Annotated in this window: 17 protein-coding genes and 2 pseudogenes; 12 read left to right on the top strand and 7 right to left on the bottom strand. The window is 45.6% G+C overall.

Annotated features, from left to right (window positions below):
- Positions 1 to 2: 2 nt before the first annotated feature.
- Complete coding sequence (gene pepT, locus AYY16_RS14220) at positions 3 to 1,250, bottom strand: peptidase T (RefSeq protein WP_067367905.1); 1,248 nt, start codon at positions 1,248 to 1,250, stop codon at positions 3 to 5.
- Between the two features lie 525 nt (positions 1,251 to 1,775).
- On the bottom strand, positions 1,776 to 3,122 hold the full coding sequence (locus AYY16_RS14215) for an MATE family efflux transporter (RefSeq protein WP_067367902.1): 1,347 nt from the start codon (positions 3,120 to 3,122) through the stop codon (positions 1,776 to 1,778).
- 322 nt (positions 3,123 to 3,444) lie between these two features.
- Between AYY16_RS14215 and AYY16_RS14210 the strand changes: the two genes are divergently transcribed.
- From AYY16_RS14210 to mtr, 4 genes are all read left to right on the top strand, one after another.
- A complete protein-coding gene (locus AYY16_RS14210) occupies positions 3,445 to 4,338 on the top strand; it encodes a diaminopimelate dehydrogenase (protein ID WP_067367900.1) in 894 nt (297 codons plus the stop codon).
- A gap of 392 nt (positions 4,339 to 4,730) precedes the next feature.
- A complete protein-coding gene (gene tnaC, locus AYY16_RS20480) occupies positions 4,731 to 4,829 on the top strand; it encodes a tryptophanase leader peptide (RefSeq protein ID WP_074401133.1) in 99 nt (32 codons plus the stop codon).
- A gap of 141 nt (positions 4,830 to 4,970) precedes the next feature.
- Positions 4,971 to 6,368 carry a tryptophanase gene (tnaA, locus tag AYY16_RS14205; RefSeq protein WP_067367897.1) on the top strand — a complete coding sequence of 466 codons (1,398 nt, stop codon included), beginning with the start codon at positions 4,971 to 4,973 and terminating at the stop codon, positions 6,366 to 6,368.
- A gap of 96 nt (positions 6,369 to 6,464) precedes the next feature.
- Positions 6,465 to 7,709, top strand: coding sequence for a tryptophan permease (gene mtr / locus AYY16_RS14200; RefSeq protein ID WP_067367896.1), 1,245 nt, complete (start codon positions 6,465 to 6,467; stop codon positions 7,707 to 7,709).
- Positions 7,710 to 7,826: 117 nt separating this feature from the next.
- Here mtr and AYY16_RS14195 read toward each other — a convergent pair whose 3' ends face one another.
- Both AYY16_RS14195 and AYY16_RS14190 read right to left on the bottom strand, forming a co-directional pair.
- Entirely contained in the window at positions 7,827 to 9,938 is a 2,112-nt protein-coding gene (locus AYY16_RS14195) for a peptidase domain-containing ABC transporter (RefSeq protein WP_067367893.1), read from the bottom strand.
- A gap of 286 nt (positions 9,939 to 10,224) precedes the next feature.
- Positions 10,225 to 11,491 (bottom strand): annotated as a pseudogene (locus tag AYY16_RS14190) (HlyD family secretion protein); the annotation flags it as partial.
- Positions 11,492 to 12,028: 537 nt separating this feature from the next.
- On the opposite strand from AYY16_RS14190, the gene AYY16_RS14185 reads away from it, so the two are divergent.
- The 6 genes from AYY16_RS14185 (at position 12,029) to AYY16_RS14160 (ending at position 15,536) form a co-directional block, all read left to right on the top strand.
- The gene (locus tag AYY16_RS14185; protein ID WP_067367890.1) at positions 12,029 to 12,322 is read left to right on the top strand and encodes a hypothetical protein; all 294 of its coding nucleotides are present in this window, start codon (positions 12,029 to 12,031) and stop codon (positions 12,320 to 12,322) included.
- A 373-nt stretch (positions 12,323 to 12,695) separates the two neighbouring features.
- A complete protein-coding gene (locus AYY16_RS14180; protein ID WP_067367888.1) occupies positions 12,696 to 12,986 on the top strand; it encodes a class IIb bacteriocin, lactobin A/cerein 7B family in 291 nt (96 codons plus the stop codon).
- A gap of 550 nt (positions 12,987 to 13,536) precedes the next feature.
- Positions 13,537 to 13,842 carry a class IIb bacteriocin, lactobin A/cerein 7B family gene (locus tag AYY16_RS14175; protein WP_067367885.1) on the top strand — a complete coding sequence of 102 codons (306 nt, stop codon included), beginning with the start codon at positions 13,537 to 13,539 and terminating at the stop codon, positions 13,840 to 13,842.
- A gap of 136 nt (positions 13,843 to 13,978) precedes the next feature.
- Positions 13,979 to 14,272: a class IIb bacteriocin, lactobin A/cerein 7B family gene (locus AYY16_RS14170; RefSeq protein WP_067367883.1), complete on the top strand. Its 294-nt coding sequence runs from the start codon at positions 13,979 to 13,981 to the stop codon at positions 14,270 to 14,272.
- A gap of 336 nt (positions 14,273 to 14,608) precedes the next feature.
- Positions 14,609 to 14,902, top strand: a complete 294-nt coding sequence (locus AYY16_RS14165; protein WP_067367880.1) for a class IIb bacteriocin, lactobin A/cerein 7B family — start codon at positions 14,609 to 14,611, stop codon at positions 14,900 to 14,902.
- A gap of 352 nt (positions 14,903 to 15,254) precedes the next feature.
- Positions 15,255 to 15,536, top strand: a complete 282-nt coding sequence (locus AYY16_RS14160; RefSeq protein WP_067367877.1) for a hypothetical protein — start codon at positions 15,255 to 15,257, stop codon at positions 15,534 to 15,536.
- A 238-nt stretch (positions 15,537 to 15,774) separates the two neighbouring features.
- Here AYY16_RS14160 and AYY16_RS14155 read toward each other — a convergent pair whose 3' ends face one another.
- Both AYY16_RS14155 and AYY16_RS14150 read right to left on the bottom strand, forming a co-directional pair.
- Positions 15,775 to 16,602 (bottom strand): phosphoenolpyruvate hydrolase family protein, encoded by an 828-nt coding sequence (locus tag AYY16_RS14155; RefSeq protein ID WP_067367872.1) that lies wholly within the window; start codon positions 16,600 to 16,602, stop codon positions 15,775 to 15,777.
- An 11-nt stretch (positions 16,603 to 16,613) separates the two neighbouring features.
- Positions 16,614 to 17,828: a Tm-1-like ATP-binding domain-containing protein gene (locus AYY16_RS14150; protein ID WP_067367865.1), complete on the bottom strand. Its 1,215-nt coding sequence runs from the start codon at positions 17,826 to 17,828 to the stop codon at positions 16,614 to 16,616.
- Positions 17,829 to 18,051: 223 nt separating this feature from the next.
- Here AYY16_RS14150 and AYY16_RS14145 point away from each other — a divergent pair.
- Positions 18,052 to 18,703 (top strand): annotated as a pseudogene (locus AYY16_RS14145) (TetR/AcrR family transcriptional regulator).
- A gap of 5 nt (positions 18,704 to 18,708) precedes the next feature.
- Here the strand turns inward: AYY16_RS14145 and AYY16_RS14140 are convergent.
- Complete coding sequence (locus AYY16_RS14140) at positions 18,709 to 19,194, bottom strand: hypothetical protein (RefSeq protein WP_067368349.1); 486 nt, start codon at positions 19,192 to 19,194, stop codon at positions 18,709 to 18,711.
- A gap of 335 nt (positions 19,195 to 19,529) precedes the next feature.
- Here AYY16_RS14140 and AYY16_RS14135 point away from each other — a divergent pair, with 335 nt between their 5' ends.
- Positions 19,530 to 21,146, top strand: coding sequence for an amidohydrolase family protein (locus AYY16_RS14135; RefSeq protein WP_082970747.1), 1,617 nt, complete (start codon positions 19,530 to 19,532; stop codon positions 21,144 to 21,146).
- The last annotated feature ends 64 nt before the right edge of the window (positions 21,147 to 21,210 follow it).

Below are 21,210 nucleotides of genomic sequence, written 5' to 3'. Positions count from 1 at the left end.
ACTCAGACCCCCGGCTTAAAGCGGGAAGCGGTCAGTGTCACGACGTTTTTCAGTACATCGCTTGCGGCATACAGTGATTTTACCGGCAGGTATTCATAAATTGAATGGAAGTTATGAGCGCCGGTAAAAATATTCGGGCACGGCAGACCATTTTGTGACAGCGCTGCGCCATCGTAACCACCGCGCATCGGGATAACTTTCGGCTCAATACCGCAGGCGCGGTAAGCCGCTTTGGCAATATCCACAGGATAACCATTTTCGCCCTGCAGGCTGTTGAATACATTGGAATAGCGATCAGCCAGTGAAATCGCCACACTGCCTTCACCCCAGAGTGCATCACACTGCTCAGCTAACTGTTTCAGAAAGGCCATCCGGCTCTGATAACCGGTTTCGGTAAAGTCACGCACATCCATTTTCAGTACGGTACGCGCGCTGTTTCCGGATAGTTGTTTTACCCAGTAATAACCCTCACGACCTTCTGTATACTCAGGTGCTTCGCCGCCCGGCAGCATAGCAATGAATTTATGCGCCATCAGCAGTGAATTCTTCAGTTTGCCTTTTGCGGACATCGGGTGTGCGGACTTTCCGGTGAAAACGATTTCAGCATCACCGGCATTCCAGTTTTCATATACCAGTTCGCCGATACCGCAGCAGTCGAGGGTATACGCAAAATCGGCACCGAACTCTTTAACATCAAACACTTTCGCACCGCGCAGACCTTGTTCTTCATCTGGAACAAAGCCGACTTTTACTGTACCGTGTTTTATCTGAGGATTCTGTTTAAAGTATTGAAGCATGTCCATAATGGATGCAATGGCGGCTTTATCATCTGCGCCAAGCAGACTGGTGCCGTCGGTCACAATAATATCGTCGCCCAGATAATCCGCCAGTTCCGGGAATTCACTTTTACGCAGATAAATACCCAGCTCTTTATTCATGCAGATATCATCACCGGTATACGGCAAAATTTGTGCGTGTGTATCATTAGTTTGTTCTGCACTGGTATCCAGATGTCCGAAAAACGCGACCGCAGGCACGTCATAATCCAGATTTGACGGCAGTGTTGCAGTGACAATAGCAGTATCACGCAGTTTGATGTCGGTGAGTCCCAGCCCTTCCAGTTCCTGCACTAATTGCTTTGCCAGTACGCGCTGGCCCTCAGAAGACGGCATAATACCCGCTGCGCCTTTTTCCCTGTCTGTCGTTGTATTAATTTTTGTGTAGGCAATAAAGCGGTCAACGATGTTCATTATTGTTATTCTCCGGCTGCGTAATGTGATGTATACCCTTATTCATTCAAACTGCAGGTTCGTTGGCTTCGCTCAGCTAGCCAGGTCACATACTGATGTATGCTCCCCGTCTATCTTCCCTTGCCGCCTGCCTGCATCTTGAATGACGTTGGGTATGTGTGTGTTTTTGTTTATTTTATTGATGTATTTAATTGGGCAATTTTTATATGCCCCTTATTGTTTAACACATATTTCACCGGTTCGGATATCCGACCTGTTTATTTTTCCTGATTTTTCTCACTGAGATGTGTTTTATCAAATATAAATAAGTAATATTGCATTGAGTAATGAGGAGAGGAAAAGGGAATGAAATTAATGTGTTGATAATTAATAGTATTATTTATTTTATATTTCTGTGGTAATAGCTGATTTGTTATTAATATTTATTTTTCGGAATGTTTATTGTGTGATTCAGGGAAGGGCAGAATAAACAGAGGGATATTCCCCTCCGGATCAGTATAAACCGGAGGGAAATAACAGAACTGATCAGCTTTCAAGATCAAGACGTTTTGACTGCCATCTTTTCGAGCGCCAGCGCCAGGTATTAACCAGCCCGCGCAGCCACTCATCACACAGAAAACCCATCCAGATACCGAGAATACCCATTTCCAGTTTGATCCCCAGCACGTAACCTACCGGCAGTGCAACGCCCCACATAAAGATAAGGGCAGTACAGAGCGGGAAGCGGGCATCGCCTGCGGCACGCAGGGCATTGACCATGATGATATTCAGGGTGCGTCCGGGCTCTAAAAAGACAGAGAGCAGGAACAGCGGCAGCAGCAGTTTGATGACGGATTGATCATCACTCAGCCCGTATGCCAGATGGTCGCGGAACAGCCAGAACAAAAAGACGATAGGAATGGTGCTGAAAAACCCGGTTTTCAGGCTTTTCATTCCGCGCTGATAGGCATCCTCAAAGCGTTTTGCACCAACGAGGTGCCCGACAATAATCTCATTACCGATACTGATGGTTATTCCGAACAGCATAATAAATAATGATAACTGGAAGTAGATTGTCTGTGCGGCCAGCGCGGTTTCGCCCATCAGCCCGATAAAGGCGATGGCAACCATATAATGCAGCATCCAGACCAGGTTTTCACCGGCAGACGGCAGACCGACATGCAGGATCTGGCGCAGCATATTTTTAGACCAGTGAAACAACATGCGCGGCACAAATTTGATCCGCAGGCCATAAAAGAGCAGGGCGCACAGCAGTGCAACCGCTATCAGACGTCCGGCGACAGTTGACCATGCCACGCCGACCAGCCCGTACTCCGGCAGTCCGAACAAGCCATACAGTACAATACAGTTCCCGATGACGGTCACAACGTTGGCAACGAGAGTCACATACATGGCGGGCTTGGCTTTGCCGTATACGCGCAGACAGGCGGCAAGAATAATGGTAATTGCTTCCGGAATTAAGCAAATTCCCAGAATATGCAGATAGTTAAAGGCATCTTCCATCAGATGCGCCGGCGTATTCATCAGTTCCAGAATTTTATAGCCGAAAACGATGGTAAACCCGGCGGACACTAATCCGAGTAACAAATTGAATGCAATGGAAATATGAATCGCCTGGCTGGCTTTATCGCGCCTTCCTGCACCGATGTACTGGGCGATTACCACACTGCATCCGACACTGATAAAGTTAAAAATAGTAATAAACAGGTCAAATGCCTGATTACCGACTGCCATTGCCGCCAGATATTTTGACGAGACGTGGCTGACCATCCAGGTATTAATCAGGAAAGTGGAAAAGTGTAATAACAGGTCGATAAAAATCGGCCAACTTAATGAAAAGAGCCCGCGCTCTGTAACATCAGACTGATGCATGACAACCTTCTTGTTGTGAGTGATTTTCTTCCGTGATGGGATCCGGGGAGGCGGATTTTACCAGGATAATATTGCTAAGAATAGCGAAAGGTGAAAAATAAAACATTTTTTTCATAACTATACCCAACGTCATTCAGGATGCAGGCAGGCGGCAAAGGAAGATAGATGGGGAGCATACATCAGTATGTGACCTGGCTATCTGAGTGCGGCCAACGAACCTGCAGTTTGAATGAATAAGGGTATATTTAAGAAATCAGTATTTCCTTTCATAAATAAGTGTGATTTGCTGGAGTTAATAATCAATAGTAACAGAGAGAATCCCGTGAAAAAAATACGTGCAGCCGTCGTCGGTTACGGCAATATTGGTCAGTATGCGATTGAGGCTCTGGAAGCCGCTGATGATTTTGAAATAGCCGGTGTTGTCCGCCGTAATCCGTCTGCTTCTGATGCACAGATTGCGTATCCGGTCGTGGCGGATATCCGCGAACTCGGACAGGTGGATGTGGCGTTGCTGTGTTCGCCGACCAGGGCTATCCGTGTGGTTGCCGCAGAAATATTGGCGCTGGGCATTAATACGGTGGACAGTTTTGATGTCCACAGTGAAATTGTGTCGCTGAAACAATATCTTGATCCGATTGCCTGTGCAGGAAAGAGCACGGCGATTATCTCCGCCGGATGGGATCCCGGATCTGACTCGATTGTCCGCACACTGATGCAGGCGATGGCACCGAAAGGGCTGACGTACACCAATTTCGGACCGGGTATGAGCATGGGGCACAGTGTGGCGGCTAAAGCTATCCCGGGTGTAAAAGACGCGCTCTCCATGACCATTCCGATGGGCACCGGGGTTCACCGCCGTATGGTGTATGTTGAGTTATCAGAAGGTTATGATATCGACACCGTCACGGCAGCACTTAAAGCAGACAGTTACTTTTCTTCTGATGAAACTCACGTCCGTCAGGTTGACAGTGTTGATGCACTGAAAGATGTCGGACACGGCGTGTCGATGATCCACAAAGGTGTGTCCGGCAAAACGCATAATCAGTTATTTGAATATACAATGCGTATTAATAACCCGGCATTAACCTCTCAGTTTATGGTGTCTGCTGCGCGTGCTGCATGTCGCCAGCAGCCGGGGGCTTACAGTGTGATTGAAATTCCGCCGGTGAATTTTCTGGCTGGTGATGTGAATAGCTGGATCCATAAACTGGTGTAACTATTCTGAGTATCTATCGATGTCACAGAATAAAAATAAAAAAGTGGTGAAAGCCACTTTTTTTTATTTTCCCGGAAACAGATAATTAACTTAACTGTTATATGCACAGTGTTATCGGGTCTTCTTTCTTTTCCGGATATAAAAATACACAATAAAGTGAGTGGCGATTAATGAAACCGCACCACTCACAGAATAGCGTTAAATACAGAACAAGAACGGAGAATTGCAATAACAGCTGCAATTGATTAAATTTGCTAATGGTATTGGTTTTAGATGGAAATAATATCATTTATTTAATCATTTCATATATTAATTATGAGACATTCATCATGGACAAAAGGATTATTCAATGTAATTTTGTGCATTACTTATCCACTGCAGGGGGCTTGTGTATGAATTTCTTATCCATTCAAAGTCGTCTTACTGATGCCTGTCATGCACAGGCGTGGTTCAATATTGATCATCGTATCTCCAACTTCTTCCCGAACTAATTTTCCTTTCGCGTATTTATTATAATGAATAATTAAAAAAACACACGAATAAATACCGTGGCTGTTTCTGTATCTCCTGTATTTTATTTTTAATAAAACAGGGGCGGAATAATAAACAGCTGCCTGACGGAGAATTAAATAATGAAACGTATTCCTGAGCCGTTCCGTATTAAAATGGTAGAAAATATCCGTATGACCACCCGTAATGAGCGCGACGTTGCGCTGAAGGAGGCCGGATATAACCCGTTTTTATTACCCGGGGATGTGGTTTTTATCGATCTGCTGACAGACTCAGGTACCGGTGCAATGAGTGATCGCCAGTGGGCGGGTCTGATGATGGGGGATGAGGCGTATGCCGGTTCCCGTAACTATTATCATCTGTGTGATCAGGTGAAAAAGTTGATTGGTTATCCGTTTACTATTCCGACTCACCAGGGACGCGGCGCTGAGCAGATTCTGTTCCCGTCACTGATCGCCCGCCGCCGTAAAACCGGGGCGGATAAACCGGTCTTTATCTCAAATTTCCACTTTGATACAACGGCAGCTCACGTAGAGCTGAACGGCGCAAAAGCGATTAACGTCGTGACACCGAAAGCTTTTGATACCACGACGTATTATGACTGGAAAGGGGATTTTGATTTAGATCTTCTCAATGCTGCGATTGCAGAGCACGGCGCGAAAAACGTGGCCGCTATTATCACTACGGTGACCTGTAACAGCTCCGGCGGACAGCCGGTTTCGCTCGCCAATATGAAAGCGGTGTACGACATCGCGAAGAAACATGATATCCCGGTGGTTATCGATTCCGCCCGTTTCTGTGAAAACGCCTGGTTTATTAAACAGCGCGAAAAAGGGTATGCAGACAAAACCGTCAAAGAAATCGTCAAAGAGATGTATAAATACGGCGATATGCTGACAATGTCGGCGAAAAAAGATTCTCTCGTTAATATCGGCGGGCTGTGTTGCTTCCGTGATGATGAAGACCTGTTTAATGAAGTGCGCATCCGTTGTGTGCCGATGGAAGGCTTTGTGACATACGGCGGTCTGGCCGGACGTGATATGGAAGCGCTGGCAATCGGGCTGGAAGAGGGGATGGATGAAGATTATCTCCGCTACCGGATTTCTCAGGTTGAATATCTGGGTGAGCGCCTGCGCGAAGCCGGTATTCCGATCCAGTTCCCGGTCGGCGGACACGCGGTATTTGTCGATGCGAAAAAAATGCTGCCGCATATTCCGGGCGATCAGTTCCCGGCGCATGCCCTGAATAACGCACTGTACCTGGAGTCCGGCATACGCGGCGTGGAAATCGGCTCGCTGCTGTTAGGGCGTGATCCTGAAACCGGCATTCAGAAACCGTCTCCGATGGAGTTACTGCGTCTGACTATTCCCCGTCGTGTGTATACCAACGATCATATGGACTATATTGCAGATGCATTTATTCGCCTGATGGATAACGCATCGGCGATCAAAGGGCTGACATTCACTTATGAACCCCCGGTTCTGCGTCACTTTGTCGCCCGCCTGAAACCTGTCATGTAGCTCTGTTACGTAAACCTGTCGTCTTACAGGAGGATGTTACGGCATCCTCCTGAATTCAAAAAATAATCATAACGTTAAGCCACCAGAGGTACTCTTATGGCTACTGTTCCTGCGTCTTCTGTTTCGCCGTCGGTATTTGGCGGAGCAATGATTATCGGCGGAACTATCATCGGAGCGGGGATGTTTTCCCTGCCGGTGGTAATGTCCGGCGCATGGTTTTTCTGGTCGGTTGTGGCGCTGGTATTCACCTGGTTTTGTATGCTGCATTCAGGGTTAATGATTTTAGAGGCTAATCTTAATTACCGGGTCGGTTCGAGTTTTGACACTATCACCCGTGATCTTCTGGGAAATGGCTGGAATATTATTAACGGAATAACGATTGCCTTTGTTCTCTATATTCTGACCTATGCCTATATTTCAGCCAGCGGATCTATTTTGGGGCATACATTCTCTCAAATGGGGATTCATCTGCCCGGGCGGATGGGCGGATTCTTATTTGCGCTGGTGGTGGCGTTTATTGTCTGGCTGAGCACAAAAGCGGTCAGCCGGATGACGACCATTGTGCTGGGGGCAAAAATTCTGACCTTTTTTATGACATTCGGCGGCCTGCTGTGGAATGTCAAACCGGCGGTATTACTGAATGTCGCTCAGCCGGATGCCTCTTATCTGCCCTATGTTCTGTTCACACTGCCGTTTTGTCTGGCGTCTTTTGGTTTCCACGGCAATGTGCCGAGTCTGATGAAATATTATGGTAAAGATCCGGGTAAGATCCGCCGGTGTCTGACTATCGGCACACTGATGGCGCTGGTGCTTTATATCATCTGGATGCTCGGTACGATGGGAAATATTCCGCGCCCGGATTTTATTCCGATTGCGGAAAAAGGCGGAAATATTGATGTTCTTGTTCAGGCGCTGAGTGGTGTGCTGCACAGTCGCGGACTGGAGCTTCTGCTGATTGTGTTTTCAAACTTTGCCGTTGCCAGTTCGTTCCTCGGGGTGACATTGGGACTGTTTGATTATCTGGCGGACTTATTTAAATTTGATGACAGCAAATCCGGGCGGCTGAAAACAGCCGGGGTAACTTTTATTCCGCCGATGCTGGGCGGGCTGATTTACCCGGATGGTTTTATTTATGCCATCGGCTTTGCCGGTCTTGCAGCCACTGTCTGGGCGGCAATTGTGCCTGCACTGCTTGCCCGTGAATCACGTAAACGTTTCGGCAGTCCGCAGTTCCGTGTCTGGGGCGGAGAGGCGATGATTTGGCTTATTCTGAGCTTCGGGGTACTTAACGCGGTAGTTCATATATTGTCGGGTTTCAATCTGCTGCCTATATACAGATAAAGAAATCCCGCCGTCATTCGTAAGACGGCGGGATTTATATACCCTTATTCATTCAAACTGCAGGTTCGTTGGCTGCATCCTGAATGACGTTGGGTATACATCTATTTATTTATTCATTCACTCAGAAGGCTGACTCAGATTGATGACCCGGTCTGCCGACTCAATGGTTGACTCGCGGTGAGCAATAATCAGGCGGGTTATCGGCAACTGGCGGATAGCCTGGTTAACATAGGATTCGCTGTCTTTATCCAGCGCACTCGTGGCTTCATCCATAAACAGAATACGCGGCTTACGGTACAGGGCGCGGGCGATAAATACCCGCTGTTTTTGCCCGCCGGACAGACCTTCGCCCAGCTCACCTATCAGTGTTTCATAACCCATCGGCATCTGCGTGATAACATCATGAATAAAGGCCGCCTGTGCGCAGGCTATCATCAGCGGTTCATCCGGATTTTCGGTAAAGCCACAGATGTTTTCACGGATGGAGCCGGAGAACAGTTTGTCATCCTGCATAACGCAGGCGATCATTTTGTGATAGTTATTTACACCAAGCTGGCGGATATCAATATTATCAAGGAAGACCTTGCCCTCTGTCGGCTCAAACAGCCCGCACAGCACTTTCATCAGTGTGGTTTTCCCTGAACCGGATGTACCGACAATCGCAACACTCTCTCCGGGCTTTATCGAGATATTAATATTGTGGAAAATCGGTGGTGACTGGCTGTCATAACTGTAGGCCAGATCCTTGGTTTCCAGTCCGGCGGCTTTCATATGCGCCTCATACGGGATATCCGGTTTTTTATTTTCCGGCTCATTCAGGGCGATATCTGAAATACGCTCGTTGTGCAGGCTCATCATCCGTAGTTGCAACAGGAATTCAATAACAGATGCGGCCCTGTCCGAGAATTGCTCGCGGTAAGCACCAAACGCGACAAACATACCGATAGTCATCTCGTTATCAATAACCAGACTGGCACCAACCAATAAGATAGCTATCTGATCACACGCCATAATAAAGGTATTGACCCCGCCGAACAGCAGGTTCATTTTTGTCAGGCGGATACCGGTATTGATGGAATCCACTTTCAGATTCAGCCAGTGATTACCCCGGCGCTCACTCATTCCCTGGGTTTTCACTGTGGTGATGCCGTACAGGGACTCCATAAAATAGGAGCCGGCACGTGCTTCTTTGATCAGGGACTCTTCTGAGAGCTGGCGGTAATAACCATAGGTTGCCAGACGCAATGCAATATATGCGGTGGTAAATCCCAGTACAATCCAGGTCAGATGTCCGCCGTAGAGGATCATCATGATAAACACGCCGATCAGCATGATACCGTCCATGATCGCCCCGACCACACTGGTGGTAAAGGTTGATCGCAGAGCATCAAGGGAGGCAAAACGGGACTGGATATCCCCGAGTTTTCTTCGCTCGAAATAGCCCAGTGGCAGGCGCAGCATGTGGGTGAACAGCCCGGATTGCCACTGAACATTAATCAGCGTTTCCATGATCAGTGTGGCCCAGGCCCGGCACATACTGACGGCGGCGCGCAGCAGGATAAAGAAGAGCAGGCCGATGGCTATCAATGACAACAGCCCTTTATCCCCGGCGGGTATTGCATGGTCCATTACCAACTGGGTACCTATCGGCATAATCAGCCCGATGGCTTCAATCACCACAGAGAAAGCAAAGATTTTCAGCAGGGCTTTTTTCAGCCCGTGAATATTCCCGATAAGCTTGCGCAGGCTCAGTTTTTTAACCACTTCCTGCTTGGTAAAGGTACTGCCCGGCCAGGCTTCCAGCGCAACCCCGGTAAAGTTGCGGGACATCTCTTCCATCCCGACCACGCGGCGGCCGTATGCCGGGTCGTGCAGGACAAAACGATTGCCTTTTATTTTCACCAGCACCAGGAAGTGATTGAAATCCCAGTGTAAAATACACGGCAGGCGCAGGTTCGGCAGATCTTCCATATCCAGTGACAATGCACGGGTCGTCATACCCAGTTCTGAAGCAATACCTGTCAGACCGGCGAGTGTTGCACCACGGGCTGACAGGTTAAACTGCTGGCGCAGAGAGATAAGGTCGATACTCTTACCGTAATGCGCGGAAATCATTGCCAGGCTGGCAAGCCCGCACTCGGAAGATTCCGTCTGGTGAATAACCGGAATGCGCTGACGAATATTAATGTCGAGCTTTTCAATGATGCCTTTGATTGACAAACGGCTCATGAAGCCTCCCGGTCAACAGGCAGGCCGGAGATTAGTGTCCGTTGTGTCATGTTTTATCCGCTCCCTTTCCGTGGGCTGACGATGATGGTGGTGTGCCGAAGGCACCCAGTGACGGCCCGCCGGTTTCCGGTGGTGATCCCGCGTTATTCTCCGGTCCCGTATCCTGAGATAAATACTCCGGATTAACGGGTTCAGACAGGCTGAGTGCGGGTTGTACCGCTGACAGACTGGTTAATTTCTGTGTTTCCTGAACCACGCCGGACAGTGGGTTTTCGTTTGCAAACTCAACCGGACCGGAAGCACTTTGTTTCATATCGTAGAACGGTGACACCATCCATTGATAAATCTTCCGCTTTTCCAGGAAGAGGGAAGTGTTGGCTTTCATCCCGTTTTGCAGACTCAGTTCGCGTCCGTCATAAGCAATCATCTGTTTTTCCGGGCGCACAATGACTTTGTAGTAAGGTATTGATTGCACCTGGTTATTTTTCGGCGCGCCCGCATAAGTCATCATCTCTTGTTGTGATGCCGGTGTTTTGGAGATAACTTCAATTACGGCAGCGAACTGACCGAATTTTTCAGCCGGAAATGCTTCATAGCGGATATTGACGGCATCGCCGATATTCAGATACGGCAGGGCATCATTGGGAACCCAGAGTACCAGCCAGTATTGGGTAATATTCTCAGGAAGAATTTGCAGCAATGTGTCACCCGGGTTGACCATCTGCCCGACGGTCACACCCAGTGAATCAACGCGCCCGTCTGTCAGGGCGCGGACAATGATTTCACCGCCGACGTCGGTATTAACCAACTCTTTCTGTAACTCGTAGCGCTGTAACTCCATCTGATAAATCCGGTTATCAAATTCAGCTGCCTGAGTGTAGATCTGACTTTCCAGAGAGGTAATTTGCAACGCATTCTGTTCATTTTGTCCGCTGAGACCTAACAGACTGTTTTGCTGAGAATAGTAAGTCACTACCTGGTTAAGCAACTGATCTTTGTTAATCAGTCCTTTTTCCTGGTAACCGCGATAGTTTTCCATATTCTGCTTCATTATCGAAATCCCTTCTTCGGCACGTTTAACGATGCCGGTCGAACGCCGGAATGCGTCGACATAAAGGCTTTTCTGTTTTTCCAGGGCATCCAGCGTTGCACGTTTATTATCTTCCAACCGGGCGATAATTGTATCTATACGCTGTAACTGATTTTCAATCTCACGGCGCTGGTTTTCATTTACAACCCCGCTGGAGGTTGCTTTACTTACATCGATGACATAAACCGGGTCGCCTTTTTTTAATATGCTGGCCTTCACGGACATGTTGTTTTGTGACAAAGCCCTGAACATTCGCGTAGATGGTAACAGCACGCGGGTAAGTGGTAACTTCTCCGGTCGCAACCACCTGACGGGTGTAGGATCCGAAAATAATAAAAAGAAGAAAAATAAATAAAAATGCTGAGCAACCAGCCGTAATTATCCAAAGCGGAATACCGGGTAAAAGCATTGCTTTTCCCCGCCATTTCATTTTTCTGTTATCGAGAGCTTCCTGCCGGAACAATATGGACTCCAATCCTTAATCAGGAGGTGAGTAAATAAAATTACTGAAGTGTTCAATCCCTTTGATGTGATTATTTTAATCATCAGGAACGTTTTATCGTATCCGAAAATATACGTATTTATAGGGAAGGAACAGAGTAAAGGCATAAATAATTAGTATTATCAGAATTATCGTATCCGGGTAAATAAGAATTTTTACCTCTCATGCTCATTATTGTGTGTGTTTTATACGGTATTGTTTTTCTGTGGTAATAATTTTAACGACCTCAGTTATGGTTAGTTTACTTATACATATGAATGTTTTAAAAAACAGGTTAAATATGAACATAATCCTTTCATGCTAAGTGAAAAGCATTAATTAAGATTATTATTAATTTTAAAGAAAAATACATAACGTGACTTTTTATTGGAAGTTAAGGGTGTATACTCCGCATCCGTTACAGTGAGTATATTAGCTTGCAGTAATGTATGCCAGACCCGGAATGACGGGCGACTGGTTAGGGATAACATTTCCGAACGGAAAATAAAGGAATAAAAAATGAAAGAATTAACAACTCAACAAACCAATGACGTAAATGGCGGCCTGTTAGGTCTGGGTCTGGTATTCGGTGGTATCGGTGCAGTAATGGGTACAGCTATCGGCGGGATCGTTGATGCAGGTTGTAAAGCGGGTGGTTACACCACTAACTTTAAACAGTCTGGCGCAATGTTAGGTGGTGGTATCGGTGCTGCTGTAGGCCTGAGCCCAATCTTAGCAACAGCAGGTATCGGTTTTGGCGTGACCAGCATTGTTGGTAATGCAAAAAGCATCAAAGCACAGAAAGGCCTGTAATTTATAATATGTTATCCCGCTGATTCGGTGTAACGCTGTTATTCGGAATAAAGCGGGTAATAATATTATTGCCTTATTATAAATCCGCTTCTCTCTGAGGGCGGATTTTTGTTTTCTACTTTATTTAAATCATATTATATTCATTTGTACGTACTTTTATCTACTGTTCAATTGATTATATAGTCATTTTGTTTACTTGACTTGTTATTAATGAGCTATTAGTGCTGAATATTTCCTGATTCATGATGATTTTTTTTGTTTTATGTATAATGGCGACTTCTGAAGAAGTGTTGGTTATTTTATTTCTTCAGGTAAAGACTCTTTCTGTTTTATTACGGATATCTCTCTGCTTAATATGATAAGGAAATACAAAATGAAAGAATTAAATATGAATGAAGTTAGCAATGTTTCCGGCGGTCTGATTTTAGGCGCTGCAATCGGTAGCATCGGTGCAGTTATGGGCACAGCGATCGGCGGAATTGTTGATGCGGGTTGTGCAGCTGGTGGTTACCAGACTAACTTTAAAGCATCCGGCGCAATGTTAGGTGGTGGTATTGGTGCTGCGGTTGGTTTAAGCCCGACTTTAGCAACAGCCGGCATTGGCCAGGGTGTTGTCAGCATCGTAAATAATGCAAACAGCATTAAAGCACAGAAACGCCGCTAGTCGTCATATAAGTAATATCCTCATTATCAGGAATAATCAGAATTAATATCTGGTTTATCTGATTACTGATATTATCTTTGTTATAAGAAAGATCTGATATTAAATTTTTAATTTAATCAGGTCTTTTTTTATATCTGCTATTTATACTCATATTTTAATTGGTGGGAATTCTCCTATTATTCTTACTCCATTTTTATTTCTTTAATAAAATAAACGTACTTGTTTTTATTTAAGAATATTCCGTTTGATTTTTATGGCATTTGCTTTTTTTGTTTATATTCATGTAGTTGTGATATTTTTTTGTTTTATTGTCACACAAGTAAATTAAATTGTAATTTACTATTTTTTATTATCTGATGTTAACTATGTATTGTGTTTATGTGAATTTTAATATTGAGATAATTTGTTTTAACTTATTTTATGACTATACTCAGAACAACTGAAAGGAAGCATACCTCTCAGTTTATATTGCATAGTGTGGCGCTTATTAGTTAACAGTGACGCACAATCAAAGGATTTGATTTACGTGTATTTTCACAAGGAGATCACAATGAAAGAATTAACTAAAAGCGAACTTAATGAAGTCAATGGCGGCCTGTTAGGTCTGGGTCTGGTATTTGGTGGTATCGGTGCAGCACTGGGTACAGCTATCGGCGGGATCGTTGATGCAGGTACAGCAGCTGGTGGTTATAAAACCAACTTCAAACAGTCTGGTGCTTTATTAGGTGGTGGTATCGGTGCAGCAGTTGGTTTAAGCCCGATTTTAGCAACCACCGGTATTGGTATGGGTGTTGTCAGTATTGTTGATAACGCCAGAAGCATCCGTGGTCAGAAAAAAAAGCTTTATTTAATTTAGTCATGTAAGCGTTGATACTTTCATTTATTCAGTAAGTAAATTTATTTCTTTCGGTTCTGTATTGTGAGTAAGCATTTATCATATTTACTCATAGTAACGACCCTGTTTCTGTATGGTATAGCATAAGGAAATCACTATGAAAGAATTATCAAAACGTGAAATTAATGAAGTCAATGGCGGTCTGTTAGGTCTGGGTATCGTATTTGGTGGTGTTGGTGCTGCATTAGGCACTGCTATCGGTGGGATCGTTGATGCCGGTACTGCTGCCGGTGGTTATAAAACTAACTTCAAACAATCCGGTGCCTTATTAGGTGGCGGGATTGGTGCTGCGGTTGGTTTAAGCCCGATCCTGGCAACAGCCGGTATTGGTATGGGTGTTGTCAGTATCGTTGAGAACGCCAGAAGTATCCGTGGCCAGAAATTAGCTTAGTAATTAAAGTAAAGATTGATATTTTTATTTTTTAGTAAGCTATCAGATAAATACGATTATGTATTTAATCTGAGTATTTAATTGCTATTTAATATTTAAACCCGGTGCTCTTTTATAGCTCGCCGGGTTTTTTAATATCATGGTTAACTTTCTATAACTATTATTACTCTATTTTTAAAATAATCATTAAGATTTGTTTATTTACTTTGTGTTATGAGTATAATAATCACGTTCCTGAATGGAACAACAAAGTCTCTCTTATCTTGGTGAAACAACAAAAACAATTATTCAATATAAAGATGTGTTGTTGTTATATAATTTTATAAGGAAATAAAAATGAAAGTATTATCTGCAAATGAAGTTAACAATGTATCTGGTGGTTTGATCCTGGGCAGTATCTTTGGTGCTGTTGGTTCAGCAATGGGTTCTGCTATTGGCGGGATCGTTGATGCAGGTTGCGCGTCCGGCGGCTACCAGACTAACTTTAAAGAGTCTGGTTCTCAGTTAGGTCGCGGTATTGGTGCGATTGTCGGTTTAAGCCCAATCATGGCAACTAAAAACATTGGTGCCGGCGTTACAGGTATTGTAAATAACGCACGTAGCATCCGTGCTCAGAAAAGCGGTTTATAATTTAATTATTCTTCCTCATTACTCTGAATATTTTTAAATAAATATCTGGTGTATTGACTCAGTATAATTTTGGAAAAAGCCTGAATGAATATAATATATTCTTCGGGCTTTTTTTTATCGCCTTAATGAATGCATTGTGTTCATTATTATTTATTGTAACGTAAGAAAATAATAACAAATTAAAATCAATATTTAATAATAATCTGTATTTATTTTGTAATGATTTTCTTTTTTTGAATTTTGTAATGTGTATAATATTTTTTATTACAATGCAGGATATATTGTAATAAGCATATTACCATGTCAATTGGTGGTATAAATAGTAAGTATTTTAGTATATAGGGAAATAAAAATGAAAGCGTTATCACAAACAGAATTAAATGAAGTCAGCGGTGGTTTGATTCTTCTTTCTGCACTGACTTCATCTTATGGTGCTTCTATGGGTCAGGCTATCGGTTCAATTGTTGACGTGTCTTATAAAGTTGCCGGTAAAAACACCAACTTTGCGCTGGCTGGTGCAACATTAGGCTCTGGTATTGGTGCTGCGGTTGGTTTAAGCCCGGTTAAAGCCATTGCCGGTATTGGTCAGGGCGTTAACCTGATCATTGATAACGCACGTATCCTGAAAGCATAATAATACATTTCATGGTCAGGTTGATTCTGATGACATCATTCTGATCATTATTGTTTATTGTATGCAATTAAGATCTGACTTGCTAAGTCAGATCTTTTTGTTTTTTTATTTATGTTGAAAAACAAGCTGAAAACCATGCTGAAAAATCGCAGATAAAAAAATGCCTGCAACAAAAATTGCAGGCACCCGGTGTAGGCTTTTGCCTGCGAATACAGGCGCAATAATGAAACAGTGATAACTATCTTTTTATATTTTTAAAGGCTTCAGTGGTGGCTTTCAGTGCTGTTTCTGCCGGTAAACGCTCCATAGAGCTGGCTCCGTAAAAACCGTGGCACTCAGGACAGTGTTCTAAAATATACTGTGCATCTTCCGGTGTGGCGATAGGTCCGCCGTGGCACAGGACAATCACATCCGGACGGATGGCTTTCGCCGCTTTCGTCCAGTCATTAATCATGTCAATGCAATCATCCAGGGTCGTTGCTGTTTCGGCACCAATATTACCGCCGGTCGTCAGCCCCATGTGCGGAACCAAAATATCCGCCCCCGCCTGTGTCATAGCAATCGCATCTTCGCGGCTGAAAATATACGGGGTGGTGAGCAGCCCTTTTTCATGGGCTTTGCGGATCATATCGACTTCAAGCGCATAACCCATGCCGGTTTCTTCGAGATTGGCACGGAATTTCCCGTCAATCAGCCCGACCGTCGGGAAGTTTTGTACCCCGGAAAAACCGGTCGCTTTGATCTCATCAAGGAATTTGTCAAACTGACAGAATGGATCTGTCCCGTTTACCCCGGCTAAAACAGGGGTATGTTTTACCACCGGGAGGACTTCCTTTGCCATATCCATCACGATTTCATTCGCATTGCCGTAAGCCAGCAGCCCTGCCAGTGAACCACGCCCGGCCATACGGTAACGTCCTGAATTATAAATTACGATAAGATCGATACCACCGGCTTCCTCGCATTTTGCGGACAACCCTGTACCGGCACCGCCACCGATAATCGGCTCACCGCGTGCGATCATATCATTGAATTTTTTAAGTAGTGCGTCACGGGAAAGTGGCATGGTGTGTCTCCTTATTTTGCCCGTAGTATCTGGTGTTGGTTAATGACAAATCGGGTAAATTCCGGGTCATTAATATGATACGGGCATTTGTGTAAAATACGTTTTTCTGTTTGTTTATAATGAGTTTCAAAAGCATCAATAAAAGCGCGGTCAGCTTGTGGTGACCAGAACGGTGCACCTTCGGCATCCAGCGCGGAAAAGCCACCTTCAGGAATGATAAAAATGACGTCACCGTTACAGCGGTTGAGTTTTTCAGCTATCCAGCGTCCCATTTCTGCATTTTCTGCAGGGGTGGTCCGCATCAGCGTGACCTGGGCATTATGATGATAAAACTGCCGGTCTGTGTACTTCTCCGGTACGGTAGACGGACGGCCGAAATTCACCATATCAAGTGCGCCGCAGGAGCCGATATACGGCGTTTCTGAGCGGGCAATGGCACCAAAACGGTCTTCATCACAGGCAAGAACGCCGCCAAAAAGATAATCACACACTTCTGTCGTGGTCAGATCCAGGATGCTGTCGAATAATTTATCATCCGCCAGTTTTTCCATTGCCTTACCGCCGCTGCCGGTTGCGTGAAAGACCAGACAATCATAATCCGTATCCAGCTCTTTACTGAGTTGCTGAATACAGGGTGTGGTGACACCAAACATCGTCAGCGCAATGGCAGGTTTATCAGTTACCTGCTCTTCCTGACAAAAGTAAACCGCCCCGGCAATTTGATTTGCCGCGTTACGGAGAACTTTACGTGAAATTCGGTTCAGGCCGGAGACATCAGTGACAGAGTAAAGCATGGCAATATCGCTTGCGCCTATATAGCCGGAAATGTCGCCGGATGCCATGGTGGAAACCATGAGTTTGGGAATGCCGATTGGCAGGGATTGCATTGCTGGTGTAATCAGTGCCGTTCCACCGGATCCGCCTAAACCGAGAAGTGCTGCTATATCATGTTGTTTTGCAATAAAGCACTCAAATGCGACAGCCATCGCCGCAATAGCCTGACCGCGGTCGCCGCAAAACACAGCACTTTCACCATCAGGGTGGCATGCTGCAACATCGCGGGCGCAAACATCCGCTTCCCGTGCTAACTGACCGGGTTTGGTGGTTAAATCTACCGTCCGTACGGTTAAGCCGGTGCGCTGAATTAACCCGCTGATGTAAAAAATTTCATCACTTTTCGTATCAAGCGTTGTGGCGATATAGATAGCGCCTTTATTGTTAGTCATTGTTAACCTCAAAGGTATACCGGATGTCTGATAACGCATGATAACAAAAGTGAGACTGTAGTATTATTTTGCTTGGCTGATTTTGAGACATCAGTCTCAATTTGTCTATCTTTAAATCATATTTATAATAAAAAAATAGTCACAATGGTGTTGCAGGCGGGGATGTTGTGTAAGATAGCGACGCAAAAACTTACAAAAAGCTTGTTTAAAGGATAAATCAGTTATGGTCTGTACTGATGATGGTGTGCCTTATTCCGGCACCCGGAGAAGGACATTTAATTTACTTATTAACACGGCTCTGACCCTTTTCGAGCAGGGCGCTATCCCGTCAGTGTCTGAACTGGCAGCAGATGCCGGTGTTTCCCGTGCGACGGCATACCGTTATTTTCCGACACAGAGTGACCTTATTTCTGCCACTGTAAATGCCAGCCTCGGTCCTATTCTGACCTGGCGTTCGGACAGCCCTGAGACACAAACCCGTATGGAACAGTTGCTTGCATTTGCGTATCCGCAAATGTTTAAACATGAAGGCGCATTACGTGCCGCGCTGTATGTGTCGTTAGAGCAGTGGGCGCAGGATCGCTCAGCCTCTGCCAAATCACTGGTTAATGATGAGAAAAAAACTGGTCAGAGGGCACCGCAAAGCGATTCTGGCAAATGTGGTGGAGCCGCTGAAAAATCAGGTGGATAACGACACGCTGGACAAAGTTATCCGCGCGTTTTCATTGGTGTATGGCTCAGAAGTCTTCCTGGTGATGAAAGATATCTGGAAGATGGATGATGGCGGAGTCATCGATATTACACAGTGGATGGCAAAAGCAATTATCAACCAGGCACTGGCCGACAACCGGGCGCATCAGGATGAGCAGCCGTAACCTGATCATTCTTTGATAGTCAGGCGCAGGGAATAGACCGGATCAGAGGTACCGCACATTGTGCGGTAGGATACGCCTTTTATATTTACCCGAACCTTTCCGCGCTCAGGCGGTGTGCCCTGCAGGCGGGCGGCGATCAACGGACGTGTATCCGCCTTCATCACCCTGGTCTGCCACTCTTCTTCTGTAATAAGCGGTATCCATTCACCGGCATCATTTTTTGATAAAAGCGTGACTGTCATCCATTCCGGCTTACCGGTGACATCAAAGGGGATCATCCCGGAGTGAGGGGCAACCTCAATGAGGTGATCATAAGGCTGAGCCACTGTTGCATCCGGAACCGTGATTTTTGTTACAGACTCCGAAGGTGTGAACAGGATAGAACTGCCGCACATCGCACCATAAAATATCCCGCATCCGCTCAACATCCCGCACAGAATCAGAATAGATATTCTTTTGATAAATCCGTTAATTACCTGCGGTATTATCATTTTATCCCTGATATTGATACAAAAAATACAGTCATCAGTATAAAGAAATATCATAGTAAAAACTGTGTGCGGTATCGGCCTGTACCCTTATTTATTCAAACTGCAGGTTCGTTGGCCGCGCTCAGCCAGCCGGGGAACATAGCTTATCTATGTTCCCCGTCTATCTTCCTTTGCCGCCTGCCTGCATCTTGAATGACGTTGGGTATATATATTAAATAACACAATATGTACTGGAGAATACGAATCACTCTTGTTAGAATCCCGTTGTGTACTGGTGAGTACAAACTTACTTGTGCGTTGATAACTAACAGTGCGATAAGCGGAGTAATAACGAAATGACAGATAAAGCGCAGGATCCTTCAAGACGATCTTTTCTGAAAAATGCCGGGATCGGGACGATGGGGCTGGCAGCCGGGGCTATCGGCAGTCACTCAGCGTTGGCCGGTGGTAACCCGGTATTGACAGGCGCGGATGATAAAAACAAAACCTATATTAAGACTGATAAACGTAAAAAGCTGATTTATAACGGCTATCTCATCACTATGGATGAGGAATACGGGGATATTGAAGACGGCGCAGTGCTGGTTGATGGCGACAAAATTATTGATGTGGGTCCGGTTTCAAAATTTGCCGGTGTGGATGCTGAACTGATTGATGCTGATGGCGGCATTATTCTGCCGGGTGTTATCGACAGTCACCGCCACACCTGGATGTCTCTGCTGCGTGGGATCTCGGCAGATATGTCACTGGCGGGCTTTCTTGGCTCCACGTTTTATGGTATCGGCTCCGTGATGGAAGCAGAAGATATTCGTATGGCGGCATTGGTTGGCTCAGTGGAAGCACTGAATGCCGGTGTAACAACTATTCTCGACTGCTGCGACTGTGTGAACTCACCTGATCACGCACCGGCGGCAATTGAATCCCTGCGCGCATCCGGGATCCGCAGTATCTATGCCTACGGTATGCAGGCGTATGACTTTAAAGGTCCGAACCGTTTCCGCAGCCATCAGCAGCGCCTGGATGTGATGAAACAGATGCATCAGCAATATTATGGCTCCGGCAATAAAACCCTGAACCAGATGGGTGTCCTGCTGAGTGATTTCGGGACACTGCCGTTTGCAGATACCGCAAAAGAGATCGAACTGGCAAATGAACTGGGTATTTTTGTAGCATCTCACACCGGGGCGGCAGAAAAATCAATCCTGCTCAAAGGCCTGCATGAGCTGCAACACAATAACCTGCTGAAACCGGGACATTTACATATCCACTGTACTTCTCTGGATAACAGCGAGTGGAAAATCCTCAAAGATACCGGCGGTAAAGTCTCTATCGCGCCGGAAACCGAAATGCAGATGGGGATGGGGCGTCCGCCGTTCCGTGCCAGTATCGATCACGGCTTCAAACCGGGTCTGAGCAGTGACATCGTGTGTGTTGGTTCAGGCGACCTCTTCTCGCAGATGCGTCTGGGGCTGCAATTCCAGCGCTGCATGGATTCTGAGGCAGAAGCAAACCGTACCGGAAAAACCACGACAAAAATTAGTTTAGGCGTACGCGATGCGCTGACCTGGGCAACACACGGCAGTGCGGAAGCGATGGGGATGGAGAAAGAGATCGGCTCAATTACCAAAGGTAAAAAAGCCGATATCGTGATTGTTTCTCAGAAAGAAGCCTTTGTACCATCGAGCTATCCGGCGGGCTCTGTTGTATTACAGACCACGGCGTCCGGGGTGGATACCGTTATTGTGAATGGTGATGTGAAAAAACGCTTTGGTAAACTGACACAGCAGAACACGGATAAAATCCGTTCTGATGCGACAGAAGCACTGGGTCGTATTCAGCACGCCGCGAAAAAATTGCCGAAACAAACCGCAGAAGAAGTGGCAAAATTCTTTGATGCCGCGCAGGATCAGGCACGCGAGAACTTCTCAGCCGGTTACAGTTATAAAAAATAAATAAACGTAAGCAGTGGCTAAAAGAACCGCACCATTTTGGTGCGGTTTTTTCATTGGTGAAGTA

It is taken from the genome of Morganella psychrotolerans (genome assembly GCF_001676155.1).
Taxonomy (GTDB): domain Bacteria; phylum Pseudomonadota; class Gammaproteobacteria; order Enterobacterales; family Enterobacteriaceae; genus Morganella; species Morganella psychrotolerans.
The sequence above is the reverse complement of the archived record's forward strand: the minus strand, read 5'-3'. Positions and strand labels throughout refer to the sequence as shown.